Origin of the sequence: Oceanicella sp. SM1341, from assembly GCF_003448965.1 — a bacterium.
In the GTDB taxonomy this organism is placed as follows: domain Bacteria; phylum Pseudomonadota; class Alphaproteobacteria; order Rhodobacterales; family Rhodobacteraceae; genus Paroceanicella.
Genome location: NZ_QRGC01000020.1, coordinates 34910 through 54831, shown reverse-complemented (window position 1 = coordinate 54831; position 19922 = coordinate 34910). Strand labels below are relative to the sequence as shown.

Sequence of the window (19922 nt, the reverse complement as noted above, 5' to 3'; positions counted from 1 at the left end):
ACGCCCCGGGCCACGCCCTCGGGAGCCCTCGGACAGCTCCGAGCCCCGCCCAATCCGAAAGCGACCGGGATTCATGCTGGGAACCACCTTCCTCCCTCTCCTGCCCCTTGCCGGGCTGATTGTCGCCGCGATCGCCATCGCGGTTTTCGTGATGGGCCGGAACCGGGCCGTCGCCGTGGCCGGCGGGCAGATGTCGCGGCTGCATTCGCGCCCGGGCTACCACGGGCTCTACTGCCTGATGTGGACGCTGCTGGCCGGCATCGGCGTGCTCCTGGTGCTGAGCACCGGCTGGGCGATGCTGATCGACAACGCGCTGCATGCCGACATCCGCGCCGCCCTGCCCGATGTCTCCGCCGTCGAGGCCGACCTGATCCTCTCCGATGCGCAGCGCATCGCCGCGGGCACCGTCGCCTCCGGCACCGACGCGCTGCGCGAGCAGATCGCCGCGAGCTACGCCGCCGCCGACGCGCTGCGCCTGTGGGTGACGCTCGCCGCCTCCGTGCTGGCCGCCGCCGGGGCCGCCGCCCTCACCTTCCGCCAGATCACCCCGCAGTTCCGCGCCCGCAACCGCTCGGAGCGCTTCCTGCGCATCATCCTGATGGTCTGCGCGGCCATCGCCATCCTCACCACCATCGGCATCGTGCTGAGCCTGATCTCGGAGACGCTGCAGTTCTTCGCCAACATCGGCTGGCGGGTGGACAAGTTCCTCTTCGGCACCAACTGGAGCCCGCTCGCCGGCGTGCAGGAAGGCAAGCTGGACCCGAACCGCGTCGGCGCCATCCCGCTCTTCGTGGGCACGCTGATGATCACCGGCATCGCCATGCTGGTGGCGGTGCCCGTGGGCCTCTTCGCCGCCATCTACCTGTCGGATTTCGCCAGACCGGCAGTGCGCGCCTGGGCCAAGCCGATGCTCGAGATCCTCGCCGGCATCCCCACGGTGGTCTACGGCTTCTTCGCCGCCATCACCGTGGCGCCGGTCATCCGCTCGGCGGGCGAGAGCATCGGGCTCAACGTCGCCTCCGAGAGCGCGCTGGCCGCGGGCGTGGTGATGGGGATCATGATCATCCCCTTCATCTCCTCGCTCTCCGACGACGTGATCAACGCCGTGCCGCAGAGCCTGCGTGACGGCTCCTACGGGCTCGGCGCCACCCGGGCCGAGACCATCCGCCAGGTGGTGCTGCCCGCCGCGCTGCCGGGCATCGTCTCGGCCGTGCTGCTGGGCGTGAGCCGCGCCGTGGGCGAGACGATGATCGTGGTGATGGCCGCCGGACAGGGCGCCAACCTCACCGCGAACCCGCTCGAGGCGGTCACCACCGTGACGGTGCAGATCGTGATGCTTATCACCGGCGACACCGAGGCCACCGTGGCCGCGGGCCCGGCCTTCACCCTGGGCTTCACGCTGTTCTGCATCACGCTGCTGCTCAACATGATTGCGCTGCGCATCGTGCGCAAATACCGCGAACTTTACGACTGAGGGGCCGGACACAATGGTCGACATGAGCATACTCTCCGCCCATCACGGCTCCGCGGCGGCCGCGAGCCGGATGCGCAAGCGCCACATGGCGCAGATGCGGCTGAAGGCCTACGGCATCATCGCCCTCGTTCTGGCCGGGCTCGCGCTGGTTGCGCTGCTGTGGTCGGTGGTGGGCAAGGCCGCGCTGGTGGTCACCGAGAGCTACATCACCCTGCCGGTCGAGATCACCGAGAGCGAGGTGGACCCCGACAACCTGCGCGCCGCAAACTGGAACGGCCTGCGCCAGGACGCGCTGCGCGCCGCCTTCCCCGACGTGTCGGGCCGCACGGCGCGCCGCGCGCTCGGCGAGCTCACCTCCGCGGGCTCCGCCTTCGAGCTGCGCGACCGGGTGGAGGCGAACCCCGCGCTGATCGGGCAGACCATCGAGTTCCCCTTCCTCGCCTCCGACGACGTGGACCTCTACCTCAAGGGCGTCTTCGGCCTGCCCGAGCCGGTGGAGCACGGCGGTTCGCTCACCGTCACGGTGGACGGCGACGAGGCGGAGCTGGCGAGCTCGGCGGATGATTTCGCCATCATCCTGCCCGCGGTGCATGCCCGGCTGAACGCCGATGCGGCGCAGCTGCGCGTGCAGGCCGCCCGCCAGCAGAACGGCATCGACGTGGTGGGCGAGGAGCTCGCCGCCGCCACCGACGAGGAGACCCGCGCCGGGCTGCAGGACCGTATCGACACCTACACCGCCACGCGCGACCAGCTCCTCGGCCGGGCCGAGGCGCTGGAGCGGAGCGCGGAAAACCCCGACGGGCTGCAGGAGCTCACCACCTCCGACAGCTCGCTGATGGTGCGCATCGGCGCGGGCTGGGTGAAGGTGACGGAGGTCTCCGCGAGCCGCGCGCGCGGCGAGGTCATCGTGCCCCTGCCCGCGGCGGCCTCGGAGGGCGAGGTGCCGGCGGCCGACTGGCGCCTGCTGGTGAACGACACGCCCGAGATCACCCGGCGGGTGGACGACGCCCAGGGCGCCTGGCTGCAGAGCCTCGATGAGCGCGGCGCGGTCGCGCAGGTGTTCAACTGGCGCTTCCTGACCACCGGCAACAGCCGCGAGGCCGAGCTCGCCGGCATCTGGGGCGCGGCCGTGGGCTCGTTCTGGACCATGCTGGTGACCTTCTGCATCGCCTTTCCCATCGGCGTGCTCTCGGCGGTCTACCTCGAGGAATTCGCCCCGAAGAACCGCATCACCGATTTCATCGAGGTGAACATCAACAACCTCGCGGCGGTGCCCTCGATCGTGTTCGGCCTGCTCGGGCTCGCGGTGTTCCTCAACGTCTTCGGCATCCCGCGCTCGGCGCCGCTGGCGGGTGGCTTCGTGCTGGCGCTGATGACGCTGCCCACCATCATCATCGCGGCGCGCGCGGCCATCCGCGCCGTGCCGCCCTCGATCCGCGACGCGGCGCTGGGGCTCGGGGCCTCCAAGCTGCAGACCTCCTTCCACCACGTGATCCCGCTGGGCATGCCCGGCATCCTCACCGGCACGATCATCGGCATGGCCCAGGCCCTGGGCGAGACCGCGCCGCTGATCATGATCGGCATGGTCGCCTTCATCACCGGCGTGCCCGGCGGCGTGACCGACCCCGCGACTGCCCTGCCCGTGCAGGTCTACCTCTGGTCCGATTTCCCGGAGCGGGCCTTCGAGGCCAAGACGGCCGCCGCCATCTGCGTGCTGCTGATCTTCCTCGTGATCATGAACGCGCTGGCGGTTTTCCTGCGCAAACGCTTTGAACGGCGCTGGTAAGGTGCCAGATAGGATGGACCAGATGACCAACATGCGATTGAACGAGGGCAAGGTTGTGAACCGGGACGTTAAGATTCAGGCGCGCGGCGTGGACGTGTTCTACGGCAAGAGCCAGGCGATCAAGTCGGTGGATGTCGACATCCTCGACAAGACCGTGACCGCCTTCATCGGCCCCTCGGGCTGCGGCAAGTCCACCTTCCTGCGCTGCCTGAACCGGATGAACGACACGATCGAAAGCTGCCGCGTGGAAGGCGACATCCGCATCGACGACCAGGACATCTACGCCAGGGACGTCGACCCGGTGCAGCTGCGCGCCCGGGTGGGCATGGTGTTCCAGAAGCCCAACCCCTTCCCGAAGTCGATCTACGACAACATCGCCTACGGCCCGCGCATCCACGGGCTGGTGAACAAGAAGGCCGATCTCGACGACGTGGTCGAGCAGTCGCTGCGCCGCGCCTCGATCTGGGACGAGGTGAAGGACCGGCTCGACGCGCCGGGCACCGGCCTCTCCGGCGGCCAGCAGCAGCGCCTGTGCATCGCGCGGGCCATCGCCACCGCGCCCGAGGTGCTGCTGATGGACGAGCCCTGCTCGGCGCTCGACCCCATCGCCACCGCCCGCGTGGAGGAGCTGATCGACGATCTGCGCTCCTCCTTCTCGGTGGTGATCGTGACCCACTCGATGCAGCAGGCCGCGCGCGTGAGCCAGAAGACCGCCTTCTTCCACCTCGGCGACCTGGTGGAATACGACGACACCACGAAGATCTTCACCAACCCCAGCGACCAGAAGACCCAGGATTACATCACCGGGCGGTTCGGCTGAGTGAGAGGCGTTTTCCCGAGGAGGAGAGCAGCATGAGCCCGCATATCGTATCGGCTTTCGACGATGACCTGCTCGCGGTGCAGGCCAAGATCTCGGAAATGGGGGGGCTCTGCGAGGAGCTGCTCTCCAACGCGCTCGACGCGGTGGAGAACCGCGACCCCAAGCTCGCGGAGGAGGTCATCCTGCGCGACAAGCGGCTCGACCGGCTCGAGTTCGAGGTGGAGGAGCTGACCACCCGCATCATGGCGCTGCGCCAGCCGATGGCGCAGGACCTGCGGGTGCTGATCTCCTGCCTGAAGATGTCCGCCACGCTGGAGCGCATCGGCGATCTCGCGAAGAACATCGCCCGCCGGGCCATCTACCTCGCCGACCAGCGGCCGGCGAAGCTCTCCGCCTCGGTGGTGCGCATGGGGCAGCGCACGCTCCAGCAGCTCAACGAGGTGCTCGACGCCTATACCTCGCGCGACACGGCGCTGGCGGTGTCGGTGTGGCGGCGCGATGTGGAGGTCGACGAGATCTACAACTCGCTGTTCCGCGAGGTGGTGACCTACATGATGGAGGACCCGCGGACCATCGGCCTCGGCTCGCAGTTCCTGTTCATCGCCAAGAACCTCGAGCGCATCGGCGACCACACCACGCATATCGCCGAGATGGTGTACTACGTGGTCGAGGGCGAGCCGCTGGGCGACGACCGGCCCAAGGGCGAGCCGGTCTCGCTCGACGGCGTGGCGACCTGAGGGGAGGCGCGGCAGACCGATGGCAATTCGGGTTCTCGTGGTCGAGGACGAGGAGGCGCTGAGCGAACTCCTCTCGTACAACCTGGAAAAGGAGGGCTTCACCGTCACCGTCGCACCGGACGGCGAGGAAGCCCTGATGCTGGTGGAGGAAGACGGGCCGGACATCATCCTGCTCGACTGGATGCTGCCCAATGTCTCGGGGCTGGAGATCGCGCGGCAGATGCGCGCGCGGGTGCAGACCCGGGACATCCCGATCATCATGCTCACCGCCCGCGGCGCCGAGGAAGACCGCATCCGCGGCCTCGAGATCGGCGCGGACGACTATCTCACCAAGCCGTTCTCGATGTCCGAGCTGCTGGCGCGCATGCGCGCCGTCCTGCGCCGCACCCGGCCGACGCTGGCCGGCGACGTGGCGACCTTCGGCGACATCGTGCTCGACCGCGAGACCCGGCGCCTGCGCCGGGCGGGGCGCGAGGTGCATCTCGGCCCCACCGAGTACCGCCTGCTCGACGTGCTGATGCAGCGCCCGGGCCGGGTGTTCTCGCGCGAGCAGCTGCTCGACCGGGTGTGGGGCAACGAGGTCTACGTGGAGATCCGCACGGTCGACGTCCACGTCGGCCGGCTGCGCAAGGCGCTCAACCGCCGCGGCGACCGCGACCCGATCCGCACCGTGCGCTCCGCCGGCTACGCGCTCGACGAGACCTACCCCGGCTGAGCGCCCTGCCCCCGCCGGGCACGGTCCCGGACCGGGTCCCGCAAGGGGACCGCGGAGCCGGTCCCGGGCCGGAGCCCCCCTGCGGGCGCCTCCGGCCGGCGCGGGGTGGCAGGCCGGGCGCAAATACCCGCAGGGGAATGCGCCGGACGGGGCTTCGGCGCCTGAGCGCGCCGCCGCATCGGGCCTTCTGCCCCGGGGCAGGACGCAGGAGTCGTCCCGAACCTCCATCCCGATATCCGCTGCGCGCTGAGGGCCGCGCCCGACCCTGGGTGGGCGCGGGCCACGCCTGTGGTGGGCGGTTTATCTCAAAAGCTCCGGACGACGGCTGCGCGGCGGGCGACATCGCCATCGCGCCCTCCCGGGGGGAGGGTCGGGCGCGGCCCGGGCTGGTCGCCCGGGCGGAAGGGCTGAGCTCGGTACAATGCACCCGGCCGACATCCCGCGCAGGCCGGAGGGGCCCGCAGGGACCCGCCGGCCCGGGCCGGGCTCCGCGGTCCCCCTCCTGGGGGACCCGGTCCCGGACCGTGCTCCGGCATGAGCGCTCCGCCTGAAACGAGAAACGCGCCCCCGGGGTGCCGGGAGCGCGTTTCGAACAGGGGGTGGCGTGGGGGCTCAGCGGCCGCCGGAGCCGGAGCGGCGGTCGCGCCGGCTCGACATGGGCTGGAAGGCCACGGCCACATGGGCGTCGCAATAGGGCTTGCCGGGGGTGGCGGGCAGGCCGCAGAACCAGAACTCCTCGGTCGCGGGGTCGCCGATCGGCCATTTGCACGTGCGCTCGGTGAGCTGCATCAGGTCGAGCTTGCGCGCACGCTTCTCGATCTCGGTGAGGTTGGCGAGAGCCTCCGGGCTCACCTCGGCCATCGGCGGGGTGGGCGGCACCGGCTGGGACACCGGCATCGGGCGGCGCGGGGCCTCCTTGGCCACCGGGCGCTCGACGGGGGCGGCCTCGGCCACCTCCTCCTTCGGCTCGGGTGCGGCGCGCACCTGCGGCTCCGGGGCGGCGGCGGCTGCCGGCTTCGCCTCCTCCTTGGCCGCCCCCGCGGTGCGGTTCGACAGGCCCAGCCGGTGGACCTTGCCGATCACCGCATTGCGCGTGACGCCCCCGAGGGTCTTCGCGATCTGGCTGGCGCTCTTGCCCTCGTTCCACATGGTCTTGAGCTCTTCGACGCGCTCATCGGTCCAGGACATGACATATCTCCGTCGGGGATGGGGTCTCGTATTGTATCTCCGGACACGTCAGTTACAAGGTGCGCGGCGGATTTCCAAGCCCGGGAGACCCAAATGACACAGCTCACCCCGCAGATGCGCCCGATGGGCGAGCGCCGCTTCGGCCGCACCAACTGGCTCGGGCTGCGCACCCTGTGCCTGCGCGAGATAAAACGGTTCACCAATGTCTGGACCCAGACCCTCGCCGCCCCGATGGCGACGGCGGCGCTGTTCATGGGCGTGTTCATCCTCGCGCTCGGCGCGCGCCGCGGCGAGGTGATGGGCGTGCCCTTCGCCCAGTTCCTCGCCCCGGGCATCCTGATGATGACCGTGGTGCAGAACGCCTTCGCCAACACCTCCTCCTCGATCCTGATCTCGAAGATCCAGGGCAATATCATCGACACGCTGATGCCGCCGCTCTCGCCGGCCGAGATCCTCACGGGCTACGCGGTGGGCGGCGTGGCGCGCGGGCTGTTCGTGGCCGCGGCCGTGGCCGTGGTGGTGTTCGGCGCCACCGGCATCGTGCCGGCGCACCCGGGCTGGGCGCTGTTCTTCGTGCTCGCCGGCAGCCTGATGATGTCGCTCGCCGGCATCCTAGCCGCCATCCTCTCGGAGAAATTCGACCAGATGTCGGCGATCACCAACTTCATCGTGACGCCGCTGAGCTTCCTCTCCGGCACCTTCTACTCGCTCGAGACCCTGCCGGCCGCCTTCCGCGCCATCAGCCACGCCAACCCGATCTTCTACCTCATCGACGGGTTCCGCTACGGCGTGCTCGGCGTGTCGGACCGCGGGCCGCTGCTGGGCGCGGCGGTGCTCATCGTGGTGAACGCCGCCCTCTGGAGCCTCGCCTGGCGCTGGATCCGCAACGGCTATAAGCTCAAGAGCTGAGGCAGGGACACCGAGACCGACGCAGGCGAACCCGATGACCACCCCCACCCCCCGCCCGGAGCGCGCCGCCCACCGGCGCATCTCCACCGCGCTGTTCCTCGCCGGGTTCGCCACCTTCTCGCTCATCTACTGCACCCAGCCGCTGCTGCCGGAATTCTCCACCGAGTTCGGCATCGACCCGGCGACGAGCTCGCTCGCGCTCTCGCTCACCACCGGCTGCCTCGCCTTCTCCATCCTCGCCGCCGGCGCGCTGTCGGAGGCGGTGGGCCGGCGCGGGCTGATGTTCGTCTCCATGGTGGGGGCGGCGCTGCTCAACCTCGTCTCGGCCGCCTCGCCCTCCTGGGAGCTGCTGCTGATCGCCCGGGCCTGCGAGGGGCTCGTTCTGGGCGGCGTGCCCGCGGTCGCCATGGCCTACCTCGCCGAGGAAATGCCCCCCGAGCGCCTCGGCCGCGCCATGGGCCTCTACGTGGGCGGCACCGCCTTCGGCGGCATGATCGGCCGGGTGGCGATCGGCGCGCTCACCGAGGCGACCTCCTGGCGCATCGCGCTCGGCTCCATGGCGGCGGTGGACCTCGTGGTCGCCTTCGGCTTCCTCGCCCTCGCCCCCGCCTCGCGCAACTTCGTGCGCCGCCCGGGGCTGAACCCGCGCCTGCACCTCACCGCCTGGGCCACCCACCTGCGCCACCGCGAGCTGCCCTTCCTGTTCCTCACCGGCTTCCTGTCGATGGGCGCCTTCGTGACCATCTACAACTACGCCGGCTACCGCCTGCTCGAGGCGCCCTACAGCCTCAGCCAGGCGCAGATCGGGCTGATCTTCCTCACCTACATCTTCGGCATCCTCGCCTCCTCCTCCGCCGGCGCGCTGGCCGACAGGCTGGGCCGCCCGCCCGTGGTGCTCACCGGCGTCGCGGTGATGCTGGCAGGCATGCTCGCCACGCTCTCCTCGGCGCTGTGGCTGATCATCGGCGGCATCGCGGTGATCACGGTGGGGTTCTTCATGGTGCATTCGGTGGCGAGCGGCTGGGTGGGCCGGCTGGCGAGCACCAACCGCAGCCACGCCGCCTCGCTCTACCTGCTGGCCTATTACGTGGGCTCCAGCGTGATGGGCTCGCTCGGCGGCTGGGCCTGGCACGAGGGGGAATGGCCGGCGGTGATCACCTTCTGCGGCGTGCTGGCGCTCGGGGTCGGCGCCATCGCCCTGCGGCTGCGCCGGGTGGGGCGGGCCTGAGGCGGGCTGCGCTCAAACTACAGGCAGGTTTTCCGCGCCCGCCCGTTCTCAGGGCAGCACATTACAAAAAAGCATGACTTCGCACCGCGAATGCAATGGCGCGGCGCGAAAGCCCTCCCCTATCCTCGGCTCATGAACAGGCGGCAGCGGCGCGAGAGCCCGCGAGTCGCCGGGAAAGAACCGCAGGGAAGGTGGAGAACCCGTGTCCGACCGCGTCTACCTCGACTACAGCCAGGCCGAGCTCGACCGTGCCTATGACCAGCGCGTCTGGGCGCCGGATGCCTCGGAATGCATGGCTCGCTGGGCCGAGGAGGCCGAAACCCTGCGCCGCCCGCCGCTGTGGCAGGAACAGGCCTGGGGGCCGGAGCCGCACCAGAACCTCGACATCTTCCGCCCCGAAGCCGCGGCCGGCCCCCTGCCCGTGCATATGCACATCCACGGCGGCGCCTGGCGCATCCAGTCGAAGGAGGACGCCGCCTTCCTCGCCCCGGCGATGACCGGCGCGGGGCAGGTCTTCGTCGCCCCCGGCTTCGGCAAGCTGCCCGCGCTCACCATGCCGCAGATGGTCGAGGAACTCGCCCGCGCGCTGGAATGGGTGCAGGACAACATCGCCCGCTTCGGCGGCGACCCGGCGCGCATCCTGCTCTCGGGCCATTCCTCGGGCGCGCATCTCGCCGCCTGCCTCGCCACGCTCGACTGGGCGGCGCGGGGCCGGCCGGCGCCGATGGCGGCACTCGTCTGCATCTCGGGCGGCTACGACCTCGAGCCGGTGCTGCTGAGCGCGCGGCGCAGCTACATCCACCTCTCGGCGGAGGAGGCGGCGCGGCTCAGCCCGCCGCGCCAGGCCGGTGCCATCCCCTGCCCGGTCACGGTGCTCTGGGGCTCGCAGGAGAGCCCCGAGTTCATCCGCCAGGGCGAGGCCTTCGTTGCGGCACTTGCCCGGGCCGGGCGGCTGAAACACAGCGAAGTGATTGCAGGCGCCAATCATTTCCGCATTCTCGACCACATGGCCCGTCCGGGCGGCGCCGTGCACCGCGCCATCTGCGCCGCCCTTCCCGGACAGGCCCCGGCGCCACGCGAGGAGGTCAGCAGCAGATGAGCGGTTCGAGACGGGCGGAGATCGCCGGCGGGGGCATCGGCGGGCTGGCGACGGCCGCGGCGCTGGCGCGCAAGGGCTGGCAGGTGCGGGTGCACGAACGCGGCGAGCGCCTGCGCGACACCGGCGCCGGCATCTACATCTACGAGAACGGCATGAAGGTGCTGGAGACGCTGGGCGCGGCCGAGGCCGCCATCGCCGGCTGCTCCCGCGCCACCACCCGCGAGATGCGCGACGGGCGCAACCGCGTGCTCTCCGTGCACCGCTGGGGGTCGAGCGGGCGGGTGTATTCCGTGCTGCGCCAGCAGCTCATCGAGGCGCTGGCCGGGGCTGCCACCCGGGCGGGCGCCGAGATCGTCACCGGCTCGGAGGCGGTCTCCGCCACGCCCGACGGCACCATCACCTTCGCGAGCGGGGCGGCGGCGGAGGCCGATCTTGTGGTGGCGGCGGACGGCGTGAACTCCCGCATCCGCGACGGGCTGGGCATCGCCACCCGGCGGCGCAACATGCCCGACGGCGCCATCCGCCTGCTCATCCCCAAGACCCCCGACGAGATCGCCCTGGGCGACACCGGCACCACGGTGGAGAACTGGCAGGGCAGCCGCCGCATCCTCGTGACCCCGGTCTCCGACACCGAGCTCTACATCGCGCTCACCATGCTCGACAGCGACACCACCGGCAAGGCCACCCCCGTGGACGTGGAGAGCTGGGCCGCATACTTCCCCCACCTGCGCCCGCTCATCGAGCGGCTGGGCCCGGGCGGGCGCTATGACCGGTTCGGCCATGTGAAGCTGGGCAGCTGGTCGAAGGGCCGGGTGGCGGTGCTGGGCGATGCCGCGCATGCCATGCCGCCCAATCTCGGCCAGGGCGGCGGCACGGCGATGATGAACGGGCTCGCGCTCGCCACCCATCTCGAGGGCGCGGCCGACATCCCGGCCGCCCTCGCCGCCTGGGAGCGCGCCGAGCGCCCGATCACCGAGCACACCCAGCGCATGTCCATCTTCTTCGGCCGGCCGGCGAGCTGGCCGGTGCCCCTGCAGCGCGGCTTCTTCAACATCCTGTCGAAGTCCCGCAAGGTGGGCGAGCTGCGCACCAGAACCGCCAGGCACATCCCCACCGGAACCGCCTGAGCCCAACAGAGGAGTAAGTCACATGGCCCGACTGCGCCACATCGCCATCATGGTCAAGGATCTCGACGCCGCGACGAAGTTCTACCGGGACGTGTTCGAGTTCGAATACGCGGGCTCCGAGACCATCGGCGCCGGCACCGCCAACTACCTCACCGACGGGGTGATCAACCTCGCGCTGCTGCATTTCTCCGACAAGACGCCGGAAGAGATGGCCGCCATGGCCGGGCTCAACCATTTCGGCATCCAGGTCGATGACGTGGCCAAGTACGAGGAGCGCATCAACGACGCCGGCGGCTGCTTCTTCTTCGAGCTTGCCGGCTCCAAGCAGGGCAACGCCGAGCGCAAGTACAAGGACCCCGAAGGCGTGGTCTTCGACGTCTCGAAGCACGGCTGGACCGGCACGGACGGGCGCGTCGAGCCCGAAGCGGCGGAATGACCCCGAAGCTGGAGCTGCGCGGCGTCGCCAAGGCCTTCGGGGAGAAGGGCTCGCCCACCCGCGTCACCGCGGTGCGCGACCTCTCCTTCACCGTGGCCGCGGGCGAGCTGGTGGCCGTGGTCGGGCCCTCGGGCTGCGGCAAGTCCACCATCCTCAACATGGTCTCGGGGCTCTACGGCCCCAGCGAGGGCGCGGTGCTCATCGACGGGGCGGAGGTGAAGGGCCCGCGCTCCGAGGTGGGCTTCATGCTCCAGAAGGACCTGCTGCTGCCCTGGCGCACGGTGATCGAGAACGTCGAGTTCGGCCTCGAGACCCGCAAGCTGCCGAAGGCCGAGCGGAGGCGCATCGCCCGGGCCGAGCTGCGCCGCATCCGGCTGGAGGAGTTCGCCGACAGCTACCCCTACCAGCTCTCGGGCGGCATGCGGCAGCGGGTGGCGCTGGCGCGCACGCTCGCCATCTCGCCCGAGCTGGTGCTGCTCGACGAGCCCTTCTCCGCCCTCGATGCCCAGACCAAGCTGGTGCTGCAGAAGAGCTTCTCGCGCACGCTTTCCGAGAGCGGGCTGAGCTGCCTGCTCATCACCCACGACTTGCAGGAGGCGGTGATCATGTCCGACCGCGTGGTGGTGCTGAGCGGCCGCCCGGGCACCGTGGTCGACACCTTCGCCGTCGACCTGCCGCACCGCGACGACCCGCTGGCGCGCTCCACCCTGCCCGCCACGCAGGCCTACGTGAAACGTCTCTTCGACACGCTGCACATCGCCGAAGGCGCCGCCTGAGAGAGCGCCGGCACCCCACCCAACAGAGAGGTCCAACAGGAATGTCCCGCTTCCCCAGCATGAAGGCCTTCGCCGCCGCGGCGCTTGCCGCGCTCATCGCCACTGCCGCGCCCGCGGCGGAAAAGCTCACCTATCTCTTCCCCGCGCCCGACTTCCTGCCCGCCTTCACCCCCTACCAGGTGGCCAAGGCGAAGGGCTATTACACCGATGCCGGCATCGACGTGACCTTCCAGGTGGGCAAGGGCGGCGCCGACGTGGCCAAGCAGGTCGCCCTCGGCAACGTCGAGATGGGCTCGGGCATCGGCGACACGCCGATCATCGTGCGCGCCAACGGCCTGCCGGTGAAGGCGGTGGCGCTGCTGGGCGGCAAGGCGCTCACCCAGATCATCATCCGCACCGAGAGCGGCGCCACCGACATCGCCTCGCTCAGGGGCAAGCGCATCGGCGTGATGGCCTTTCAGGACACCACCTACTACAACCTGCTCGCCGCCCTCGCCGCCGCCGGCCTCAGCCGCGACGACGTGGACATCCAGGCCGTGGGCCCGGCCGGCGTGGTGCAGCTGATGATCTCGGGTGATCTCGACGCCATCTCCGGCACGCCGGACTGGGCGGCCGCCATCGAGGGCGCGGGCGTGGCGCTCGAGGTGAAGACCATCAACGACTACATCCCCGCCATGGCCCAGGCCGTGCTCGCCTCCGATTCCACCATCGAGGACAAGCCGGAGCTGGTGCGCGGCTTCGTCGCCGCCACCCTGCACGGGCTCTCCGACGTGATGGAAGACCCCAAGGGCTCCGCCGAGCTGCTGGCGAAAACCCTGCCGCAGTTCGAGGGCAAGGCCGCGATGCTCGAGGACATCATGAAGCGCTACACCGAGCTGGTCTATGCCGTGCCCGAGGGCACGAAGCTGGGCGTGTTCGACCCCGAGCGCATCGCCGCGGTGCAGGATTTCTACGCCGAGCACGAGATCATCACCTCCACCACCCCGGTGGAAGACCTCTACACCAACGCTTTCGTGGAATGAGCCCGCGCGGGCCGGGACAGGAGAGCACAGGACATGACCATGGCCATAGATGACACCGCCGCCCGGCCCGACACGGCGGCCCCGCGCCGCCGGGCCAGCCTCGCGGCCCTGATCGGGCTGGGCCCGCGCGACCTCGCGCTGATCCTCGCGGTGGCGCTTGTCGCCATCGCCGCCTGGGAGTTCGTGCCGCCCGCCCTCGGCGTGTCGCGCTACATCATCCCCACCTTCTCGCAGTGCCTCGCCGAATTCGGCGCCATGGTCACGCGCGACAATCTCTTCGGCCACACCCTGCACACGCTGGGCACGGCGGTGGCGGGCTTCCTGCTCGGCTCGGCCTTCGGGGCGGCCTGCGGCTATGCGCTCGGCCTCTCGCCGCTGGCCGAGCGCACGCTCTCGCCCTACATCCTCGCGCTGCAGATCGCGCCGAAAGTGGCCTTCGCGCCGCTGTTCATCATGTGGTTCGGCTACACCTTCGTGCCCGGCCTGCTGGTGACCATGCTGGTGGTGTTCTTCCCCATCCTCGTGAACGTGCTGCAGTCGATGAAGACGGTGGACCGCGACCTGGTGAACCTCGCCCGCGTCTACCACATGTCGCGCTTCGCGATCTTCCGGAAGATCGAGCTGCCCTCCTCGCTGCCCAACCTCTTCGCCGGCCTGCGCATCGGCTCCACCCTCGCGGTGATCGGCGTGACGGTGGGCGAGCTGGTGGGCGGCAACTCCGGCCTCGGCTTCCTCATCACCTACGGCGAGGGCCAGGCCAACACCGCGATGGTGTTCAACGCCATCGGCATGCTCACCGTGATCGGCATCGCGCTCTACGCCGTGGTCGCCCGGCTGGAAACCCGCGTGCTGCACTGGATCCGCCGGAGCTGACCCCGCCAGGGTTGACAGCACCCTGCCGGCGCGGAACGCTGCTCGCGATGGCGTGATCAGCGTGCGGGAGGGGGAAGCGGATGAGCTGGACACCGGGCTGGAGGGCCAACGCGACAAGCGGCAAAGTTCCGAAGGCCCGCAAGCGCCTCTGGGCGGACCGCACCCGCAGCCCTGCGAGCCCGTGGCGCGGAAGCGGGTGGCGGCTCACCCCCGGCCGGAGCCTGCTCGTGTTCAACTACGGCCAGTTCGTGTTCTTCCTGCTCATCCTCTGGTGGCTCGCCGACCAGCTGATGCGGAACGGGGAATCCGCACTCTCCCCGCTCCTGATTTTCGTCCTTGCCATCTGCCTGGCGTACCGAGCCGTCGAGCTTCTGCTGCGGACCCACGTCTACGGCGTGTCGTGGAAGGACGGCCGGCTGTTCCTGCGCAACCGCTTCGGACGGAGGGTGGAGCAGGAGATCACGGAGGTCGTGCGCATCACCCCGCCGAACCGCCCTGAACTGGTGCATGTCCTCGTTTTCCATGACGGCACCAGCTTCCCCCTTTTGGGCGGCTTCGACGGGCTCGACGATCTCCTCTCCGCCATAGGCAAGCGGCCGGGCCTCCCGGCCTGACCCTGCCCGCCTAGCCCTCCTGGAAGGCGCGCATCAGCAGGCGGGCGGCAGGCAGCAGCGTGCCGGTGGGGCGGCGCACGAGGGCGAGCTCGCGCCGCCAGGCCCCGCCTTCCAGCTCCAGCGCCACCAGCATGCCGGCCGTCACCTCCACCGCGATGGAGGCGCCGGTGAGCATGGTGAGCAGGTCCGAGCCGCCCACGATGGCTTTCAGCACATGCACCGAGTTCGACGAGATCTGCGGCTGCGGCGCGGCGACGCCCGCGCGGCGGAAGAAGTTCTCGTAGCCATACCAGATCGCGTTGCCGCGCTCGGGCATCGCCCAGGGGAAGGCGGCCACGTCCTCCACCGTCACCCGCCCGCCGAGGCTCAGCGGGTGGCCGGCGCGGGCCACCACGTTCACCACCTCCGAGCCCAGCGGCTGCACCAGCAGGTCCACCTCGCCCTCCGGCTTGCCCAGCACGGCGAAATCCACCTCGCCGCGCTGCACGGCGGCGAGGATCTGGTCGCCCGAACCCTCGACGATGCGGATATGCACGTCAGGCGAGCTCGCCTGCGCCCGCGCCACCGCGCGCGGCAGCATCACCGGCGCCACGCTGGGCACGATGCCCACCCGCACATGGCCGGTGGCAGCCCCGTTGAGCAGGTCGATCTCCTCGATCACCCGGTTGGTCTCGAACTCCATCAGCTCCGAGTGGCGCAGCAGCACCCGGCCGAAGGACGTGGGCTCCATGCCGCCCGAGTGCCGCACGAAAAGCTGCACGCGCAGCCGGCTTTCCAGCCGCTTCAGCGAGCGGCTCAGCGCCGGCTGGGTCATCCCCATCGCCTGCGCCGCGGCACCGATGCTGCCGAGGCGGCAGACGCTCAGGAACACCATGAGTTCGCGGTGATTCAGCATCATGCGCCACTCTTCGCCCGGCGGCGGGCAAAGGCAATGGCGCGCGGGGTCTCAGGCGGCCGGGAAGGCCTCGCGAAACGCGCGCTCGCCCGGCGGCGTGAAGCGCACGGCGCGGCTCCCCGCCTCGCGCCGCGCCCAGCCCAGCGCCTCGATCCGCGCCATCAGTGCCCGGCCGAGCGAGCCGCCCAGGTGGCTGCGCCGCGCGCTCCAGTCAAGGCAGGGGCGACAGAGCGGGGTGCGGGGCCGGCCGTCGAGCGCTGCAAGATCGATGCCGAAGCGCGTGGCAAACGCGCGCCCCGGCCCGCTCAACGCCAGCGCCTCCTCCGGCCCTTCGAGAAGCCCGCGCCCGCGCAGGCTGTCGAACAGCGCGATGCCCATCTCGCCGGCGAGGTGGTTGTAGCACAGCCGGGCGTGGCGCAGCGCCGGGTCGCGCGGGCCGGTGCGGGTGCGCAGGTGGCCGGTGCCTGCGGCAAGGCCCATCAGGCTCTCGAGCACCCGCGCCACCTCCTCGCCGCTGAGCGTGACATACTTGTGCCGCCCCTGCCGGCGCAGCGCCACCAGCCCGCCCTGCTCCAGCCGCGCGAGATGGCTGCTCGCCGTGGCGGGGGTGATGCCGGCCTCTGCCGCAAGCTCGCTCGCGGTCAGCGCCCGGCCGCTCATCAGCGCCACCAGCATGTTGGCCCGCGCCGGGTCGCCGATCAGCGCGGCGATGCGCGAGATGTCCGGGCCTTCGCGCATGAGCGCCTCCGCTTGCAACCACAGTTCGATGCTAGCCGAAGCATCGGCGCGCGGCAATCGGCTATCCCGGGGACCAGGGCAACCAGAGGAGAGAGCCATGCTCACCTGCATCATCCGCTACCGCATCGACCCCACCCGCCGCGACGCCTTCGCCCACTACGCCCGCACCTGGGGCCAGTGCATCCCGCGCTGCGGCGCCGGGCTGATCGGCTATTTCGCCCCGCACGAGGGCTCGTCGACACTGGCCTACGGCCTCTACACCATCCCCAGCCTCGCGGCCTACGAAGCCTACCGCGCCCGGCTGGCGGACGACCCGCTGGGCCGCGAGAACTACGCCTTCGCGCAGGCCGAGCGCTTCATCACCGCGGAAGACCGCACCTTCCACACCCTCGCCTCGGCACCGCACGCGGAGCCGGTGGCATGATCGCCGTGCTCTTCGAGCTCGAGCCGGCGCCGGGCGCGCGCGACACCTACCTCGGCCTCGCCGCCGCGCTGCGCGCCGAGCTGGAGGCGGTGGAGGGCTTCGTCTCGGTCGAGCGCTTCGAGAGCCTCACCACGCCGGGCAAGCTGCTCTCGCTCTCGGTCTTCACCGACGAGGCGGCGGTGGCGCGCTGGCGCAACCGCCCCCGCCACCGCGCCGCCCAGGCCCGCGGCCGCGAGGCGCTCTTCGCCGGCTACCGGCTGCGCGTGGCCCAGGTGCTGCGCGACTACGGCCCCGAAGCGCGCGACGAAGCCCCGCCGGACAGCCGCGGCGTGCACGGGTGAGGTGGCCCCGGGACCAGGCCGGGCCGCATCCCGCGCTGACGGGAAGCATCATCAATCGCGGGACCCCGGAAAGTTGACGGGACGGTGCTCCCGGGCAATGGCGGCCGGATTGGCGCGGGGAGACGCGGCGCGGCTGTCCTCACCTCCCGGCGGGCACGGCCCCCCTCAGCCGGCCGCTGCCTCGGCTTCCAGCGCCGAGAGGGCCATCTCGGTGGCGATGGCGGCGAACCCGTCGCGGGTGAGGGCGCCGCCGGGGCGCAGCCAGGTGAAGGCCCAGTTGAGCATGCCCATCAGCCCCATGAGCACCGCGCTCATCCGGGCGCGCGCCATGTCGGGGGCGAGCTCGGTGAGGGCGGCGCGGAAATGCCCGAGGATGGCACGTTCCGCGGCGCGGATCTCGGCCGCCTGCGCGGGCGAGAGGCTGCCCAGCGCGCCGAGCTGCAGCAGGTGCAGGTCGTCCGCGTCCTCGTAGCAGGCGAGCAGCCGGCGCGAGAGCAGGTGCAGGCGCGCACGGCCGCGCACCTCCCCCGGCACGGCGGCGAGGGCGGCATCGATGGCCAGCAGATGCGTGTGCACGATGTCGAACACCAGCGCGTCGCGGCTGTCGTAATAGTGGTAGAGCAGCGCCTTGGAGATGCCGCAGGCCTCGGCGATGCGCATCATCGAGGCCTGGCCGCCGCCCTGCGACAGCAGCCGCGCCGCGGTGCGGTGGATGGCGGCGCGCTTGTCCTCGTAGTCCTGCGCCCTCGGCCGCGCCATGGCTCAGCCCGCCCGGGCGAGCGCCGGCGCCCCGGCGCGGGTGCAGAACATCGGCCCGCCGCGCCAGCGCGGGAAGCCGTAGCCGAGGATCTCGACGAGGTCGATGTCCTGCGGCGCGGCGGCGACGCCCTCGTCGAGGATCGCCCGGCCCTCGGCGGCCATCTCGCCCACGAGGCGGGCGGCGATCTCCTCCGCCCCCGGCACGGTGCCGGGGCGGCAGAGCGGGGCGATGAGCCGCGCGGCCGCCTTCGAAGGCACGGGCGCGCGGCTGCCCTCGGGGTAGTCATACCAGCCGCCGCCGGTCTTGCGGCCAAGGCGGCCGGCCTCGACCAGCACGTCGCCGAGGCAGCGCGGCACGGGGGCGCCCGCCGCCCGGGCCGCCTGCCGCTGGGCATGGGCGATGTCGAGCCCGCCCATGTCCTGCGCCTCGAACGGGCCCATGGCGAAGCCGAAGCCGCGCATGGCACCGTCCACCGCGGCCGGGGTGGCGCCGGCTGTCACCAGCGCCTCGGCGGCGGCGCGGTAGCGCCTGAGGATGCGGTTGCCGATGAACCCGTCGCATATGCCGGCGCGCACGCCGGTCTTGCCCAGCCGACCGATGAGCCGCCAGAGGGCGGCCTCGGTGCCCGGCGCGGTCTGCGGCACGGGCACCAGCTCGACGAGCTTCATCACCTGCGCGGGGGAGAAGAAGTGCAGGCCCGCGAAGCGCTCCGGCCGGGCGAGCCCGGCGGCGATCTCGCGCGGGTCGAGATAGGAGGTGTTGGTGACCAGCAGGGCCTCGGGCGCGCAGGCGGCCTCGAGCGCGGCGAAGACCGCGCGCTTCACGCCGATCTCCTCGAACACCGCCTCGATCACGAGGTCGCACGCGGCAAGCGCCGGGGCCCCCTCCCCCACCGTGAGGCGGGAGAGCGCCTCCCCTGCATCCAGTTTGCCGCGCTTCGCTGCGGCGGCGATGAGCCCTTCCAGCCGGGCGCGCGCGGCGGCGGCGGCCTCCGGCGTGGCCTCGGCGAGGGTGACAGGGTAACCCGCCATCAGCAGCGCCGCCGCGATGCCGGCCCCCATGGTGCCGCCGCCGAGCACGCCGGGGCGGGCGATCTCGGGCCCGCCGGAGGCGCGGGCGGCTTTCGCCGCCGTGCGCTCGGCGAAGAAGACATGGCGCAGGGCGGCGGATTGGGCACTGCCGCGCAGGCGCTCGAAGGCGGCGCGCTCGGCGGCGCGGGCGGTCTCGAAATCCGTGCCCCAACAGGCGGCGAGCACGTCGAGCGCCACGTCCGGCGCCTCCACCCCGCGATGCACCTTCGCCGCCGCGGCCCGGGCCGATTGCCAGAGCTCCGGCGCGGGCGCGGGCGGCAGCGGGCGGGCGGAGAGCGGCGGGCGCGGCGACTCGGCCAGCTCGGAGGCGAGCGCGCGAGCCTGCGCGAGCAGATCGCCCCGCGCCACGCGGTCGACGAGGCCGAGGCGCTGCGCCTCCTCCGCGCCGATGCGGGTGCCGAGCGAGACGAGCCGCGCCGCCTCCTCCGGCGCCAGCGCCCGGGCGCTGCGCACCACGCCGCCGGAGCCGGGGATGAGGCCCAGCGTCACCTCCGGGAAGCCGAGCTCGGCACCCGCCGCCGCCACCCGGCCGGCGCAGCCCAGCGCCAGCTCCAGCCCGCCGCCCAGCGCCGCACCGTGGATGGCCGCCACCACCGGCAGCGGCAGCGCCTCGAGGGCCGCGGCAAGCGCGTGGATGGCCGGCGGCTGCGGGGCCGCGCCGAACTCGCGGATATCGGCCCCGGCGAAGAAGCCGCGCCCGGCGCAGGTGAGCACCGCCGCCCGCACGCCCGCGCCCGGCAGCGCCGCGATCGCCTCGGCCAGGGCGGCGCGCAACGGGTGGCTCAGCGCGTTCACCGGCGGGTTCTCGGCGGTGAGCACGGCGATGCCGTCACGGATCTCGGTGCGCAGCAGGGTCATCGGGGGGTCTC

21 protein-coding genes are annotated in these 19922 nt (G+C 71.6%); 16 read left to right on the top strand and 5 right to left on the bottom strand.

The window, feature by feature from the left end:
• The first annotated feature begins 73 nt into the window (after positions 1 to 73).
• The 5 genes from pstC to phoB are packed head-to-tail and all read left to right on the top strand — an operon-like array spanning position 74 to position 5532.
• Positions 74 to 1474 carry a phosphate ABC transporter permease subunit PstC gene (pstC, locus tag D3P35_RS17080; RefSeq protein WP_118135981.1) on the top strand — a complete coding sequence of 467 codons (1401 nt, stop codon included), beginning with the start codon at positions 74 to 76 and terminating at the stop codon, positions 1472 to 1474.
• A gap of 22 nt (positions 1475 to 1496) precedes the next feature.
• Positions 1497 to 3260, top strand: a complete 1764-nt coding sequence (gene pstA / locus D3P35_RS17075) for a phosphate ABC transporter permease PstA (RefSeq protein ID WP_232830530.1) — start codon at positions 1497 to 1499, stop codon at positions 3258 to 3260.
• Between the two features lie 22 nt (positions 3261 to 3282).
• A complete protein-coding gene (pstB, locus tag D3P35_RS17070; RefSeq protein ID WP_118135977.1) occupies positions 3283 to 4080 on the top strand; it encodes a phosphate ABC transporter ATP-binding protein PstB in 798 nt (265 codons plus the stop codon).
• 32 nt (positions 4081 to 4112) lie between these two features.
• A complete protein-coding gene (gene phoU, locus D3P35_RS17065) occupies positions 4113 to 4817 on the top strand; it encodes a phosphate signaling complex protein PhoU (RefSeq protein ID WP_118135975.1) in 705 nt (234 codons plus the stop codon).
• 19 nt (positions 4818 to 4836) lie between these two features.
• Entirely contained in the window at positions 4837 to 5532 is a 696-nt protein-coding gene (gene phoB, locus D3P35_RS17060; protein WP_118135973.1) for a phosphate regulon transcriptional regulator PhoB, read from the top strand.
• 612 nt (positions 5533 to 6144) lie between these two features.
• Here phoB and D3P35_RS17055 read toward each other — a convergent pair.
• The gene (locus tag D3P35_RS17055; RefSeq protein ID WP_118135971.1) at positions 6145 to 6720 is read right to left on the bottom strand and encodes a GcrA family cell cycle regulator; all 576 of its coding nucleotides are present in this window, start codon (positions 6718 to 6720) and stop codon (positions 6145 to 6147) included.
• A 93-nt stretch (positions 6721 to 6813) separates the two neighbouring features.
• On the opposite strand from D3P35_RS17055, the gene D3P35_RS17050 reads away from it, so the two are divergent.
• The 9 genes from D3P35_RS17050 (at position 6814) to D3P35_RS17010 (ending at position 14804) form a co-directional block, all read left to right on the top strand.
• Entirely contained in the window at positions 6814 to 7629 is an 816-nt protein-coding gene (locus D3P35_RS17050) for an ABC transporter permease (protein ID WP_118135969.1), read from the top strand.
• Positions 7630 to 7663: 34 nt separating this feature from the next.
• The gene (locus D3P35_RS17045) at positions 7664 to 8857 is read left to right on the top strand and encodes an MFS transporter (protein ID WP_118135967.1); all 1194 of its coding nucleotides are present in this window, start codon (positions 7664 to 7666) and stop codon (positions 8855 to 8857) included.
• A 202-nt stretch (positions 8858 to 9059) separates the two neighbouring features.
• On the top strand, positions 9060 to 9956 hold the full coding sequence (locus tag D3P35_RS17040; RefSeq protein WP_118135965.1) for an alpha/beta hydrolase: 897 nt from the start codon (positions 9060 to 9062) through the stop codon (positions 9954 to 9956).
• A complete protein-coding gene (locus D3P35_RS17035; protein ID WP_118135963.1) occupies positions 9953 to 11083 on the top strand; it encodes an NAD(P)/FAD-dependent oxidoreductase in 1131 nt (376 codons plus the stop codon). The genes D3P35_RS17040 and D3P35_RS17035 overlap by 4 nt, the downstream gene beginning before the upstream one ends.
• A 22-nt stretch (positions 11084 to 11105) precedes the next feature.
• Complete coding sequence (locus D3P35_RS17030; RefSeq protein ID WP_118135961.1) at positions 11106 to 11519, top strand: VOC family protein; 414 nt, start codon at positions 11106 to 11108, stop codon at positions 11517 to 11519.
• On the top strand, positions 11516 to 12295 hold the full coding sequence (locus D3P35_RS17025) for an ABC transporter ATP-binding protein (RefSeq protein ID WP_118135959.1): 780 nt from the start codon (positions 11516 to 11518) through the stop codon (positions 12293 to 12295). The genes D3P35_RS17030 and D3P35_RS17025 overlap by 4 nt, the downstream gene beginning before the upstream one ends.
• Before the next feature lie 41 nt (positions 12296 to 12336).
• Positions 12337 to 13317: an ABC transporter substrate-binding protein gene (locus tag D3P35_RS17020; protein ID WP_118135957.1), complete on the top strand. Its 981-nt coding sequence runs from the start codon at positions 12337 to 12339 to the stop codon at positions 13315 to 13317.
• 33 nt (positions 13318 to 13350) lie between these two features.
• Positions 13351 to 14190 (top strand): ABC transporter permease, encoded by an 840-nt coding sequence (locus D3P35_RS17015; RefSeq protein ID WP_198670669.1) that lies wholly within the window; start codon positions 13351 to 13353, stop codon positions 14188 to 14190.
• Positions 14191 to 14270: 80 nt separating this feature from the next.
• Complete coding sequence (locus D3P35_RS17010; protein WP_157982185.1) at positions 14271 to 14804, top strand: hypothetical protein; 534 nt, start codon at positions 14271 to 14273, stop codon at positions 14802 to 14804.
• Positions 14805 to 14814: 10 nt separating this feature from the next.
• On the opposite strand, the gene D3P35_RS17005 is transcribed toward D3P35_RS17010, so the two are convergent.
• Both D3P35_RS17005 and D3P35_RS17000 read right to left on the bottom strand, forming a co-directional pair.
• Complete coding sequence (locus tag D3P35_RS17005; protein WP_118135953.1) at positions 14815 to 15702, bottom strand: LysR family transcriptional regulator; 888 nt, start codon at positions 15700 to 15702, stop codon at positions 14815 to 14817.
• 48 nt (positions 15703 to 15750) lie between these two features.
• Positions 15751 to 16437 carry a helix-turn-helix transcriptional regulator gene (locus D3P35_RS17000; RefSeq protein WP_118135951.1) on the bottom strand — a complete coding sequence of 229 codons (687 nt, stop codon included), beginning with the start codon at positions 16435 to 16437 and terminating at the stop codon, positions 15751 to 15753.
• A gap of 97 nt (positions 16438 to 16534) precedes the next feature.
• Here D3P35_RS17000 and D3P35_RS16995 point away from each other — a divergent pair, with 97 nt between their 5' ends.
• Both D3P35_RS16995 and D3P35_RS16990 read left to right on the top strand, forming a co-directional pair.
• Positions 16535 to 16861, top strand: a complete 327-nt coding sequence (locus tag D3P35_RS16995; protein ID WP_118135949.1) for an NIPSNAP family protein — start codon at positions 16535 to 16537, stop codon at positions 16859 to 16861.
• Entirely contained in the window at positions 16858 to 17202 is a 345-nt protein-coding gene (locus D3P35_RS16990; RefSeq protein WP_118135947.1) for an antibiotic biosynthesis monooxygenase, read from the top strand. Before D3P35_RS16995 ends, D3P35_RS16990 begins: the two co-directional genes overlap by 4 nt.
• Before the next feature lie 165 nt (positions 17203 to 17367).
• On the opposite strand, the gene D3P35_RS16985 is transcribed toward D3P35_RS16990, so the two are convergent.
• The gene (locus D3P35_RS16985) at positions 17368 to 17961 is read right to left on the bottom strand and encodes a TetR/AcrR family transcriptional regulator (RefSeq protein WP_118135945.1); all 594 of its coding nucleotides are present in this window, start codon (positions 17959 to 17961) and stop codon (positions 17368 to 17370) included.
• Between the two features lie 3 nt (positions 17962 to 17964).
• Complete coding sequence (locus tag D3P35_RS16980; RefSeq protein WP_118135943.1) at positions 17965 to 19911, bottom strand: 3-hydroxyacyl-CoA dehydrogenase NAD-binding domain-containing protein; 1947 nt, start codon at positions 19909 to 19911, stop codon at positions 17965 to 17967.
• Between the last annotated feature and the right edge of the window lie 11 nt (positions 19912 to 19922).

Bases quoted from the DNA above. Each gene is read 5' to 3' on its own strand.
- pstC (WP_118135981.1), top strand. From the start codon at position 74: ATGCTGGGAACCACCTTCCTCCCTCTCCTGCCCCTTGCCGGGCTGATT.
- pstA (WP_232830530.1), top strand. From the start codon at position 1,497: ATGAGCATACTCTCCGCCCATCACGGCTCCGCGGCGGCCGCGAGCCGG.
- pstB (WP_118135977.1), top strand. From the start codon at position 3,283: ATGACCAACATGCGATTGAACGAGGGCAAGGTTGTGAACCGGGACGTT.
- phoU (WP_118135975.1), top strand. From the start codon at position 4,113: ATGAGCCCGCATATCGTATCGGCTTTCGACGATGACCTGCTCGCGGTG.
- phoB (WP_118135973.1), top strand. From the start codon at position 4,837: ATGGCAATTCGGGTTCTCGTGGTCGAGGACGAGGAGGCGCTGAGCGAA.
- D3P35_RS17055 (WP_118135971.1), bottom strand. From the start codon at position 6,720: ATGTCCTGGACCGATGAGCGCGTCGAAGAGCTCAAGACCATGTGGAAC.
- D3P35_RS17050 (WP_118135969.1), top strand. From the start codon at position 6,814: ATGACACAGCTCACCCCGCAGATGCGCCCGATGGGCGAGCGCCGCTTC.
- D3P35_RS17045 (WP_118135967.1), top strand. From the start codon at position 7,664: ATGACCACCCCCACCCCCCGCCCGGAGCGCGCCGCCCACCGGCGCATC.
- D3P35_RS17035 (WP_118135963.1), top strand. From the start codon at position 9,953: ATGAGCGGTTCGAGACGGGCGGAGATCGCCGGCGGGGGCATCGGCGGG.
- D3P35_RS17030 (WP_118135961.1), top strand. From the start codon at position 11,106: ATGGCCCGACTGCGCCACATCGCCATCATGGTCAAGGATCTCGACGCC.
- D3P35_RS17025 (WP_118135959.1), top strand. From the start codon at position 11,516: ATGACCCCGAAGCTGGAGCTGCGCGGCGTCGCCAAGGCCTTCGGGGAG.
- D3P35_RS17020 (WP_118135957.1), top strand. From the start codon at position 12,337: ATGTCCCGCTTCCCCAGCATGAAGGCCTTCGCCGCCGCGGCGCTTGCC.
- D3P35_RS17015 (WP_198670669.1), top strand. From the start codon at position 13,351: ATGACCATGGCCATAGATGACACCGCCGCCCGGCCCGACACGGCGGCC.
- D3P35_RS17010 (WP_157982185.1), top strand. From the start codon at position 14,271: ATGAGCTGGACACCGGGCTGGAGGGCCAACGCGACAAGCGGCAAAGTT.
- D3P35_RS17005 (WP_118135953.1), bottom strand. From the start codon at position 15,702: ATGATGCTGAATCACCGCGAACTCATGGTGTTCCTGAGCGTCTGCCGC.
- D3P35_RS17000 (WP_118135951.1), bottom strand. From the start codon at position 16,437: ATGCGCGAAGGCCCGGACATCTCGCGCATCGCCGCGCTGATCGGCGAC.
- D3P35_RS16995 (WP_118135949.1), top strand. From the start codon at position 16,535: ATGCTCACCTGCATCATCCGCTACCGCATCGACCCCACCCGCCGCGAC.
- D3P35_RS16990 (WP_118135947.1), top strand. From the start codon at position 16,858: ATGATCGCCGTGCTCTTCGAGCTCGAGCCGGCGCCGGGCGCGCGCGAC.
- D3P35_RS16985 (WP_118135945.1), bottom strand. From the start codon at position 17,961: ATGGCGCGGCCGAGGGCGCAGGACTACGAGGACAAGCGCGCCGCCATC.
- D3P35_RS16980 (WP_118135943.1), bottom strand. From the start codon at position 19,911: ATGACCCTGCTGCGCACCGAGATCCGTGACGGCATCGCCGTGCTCACC.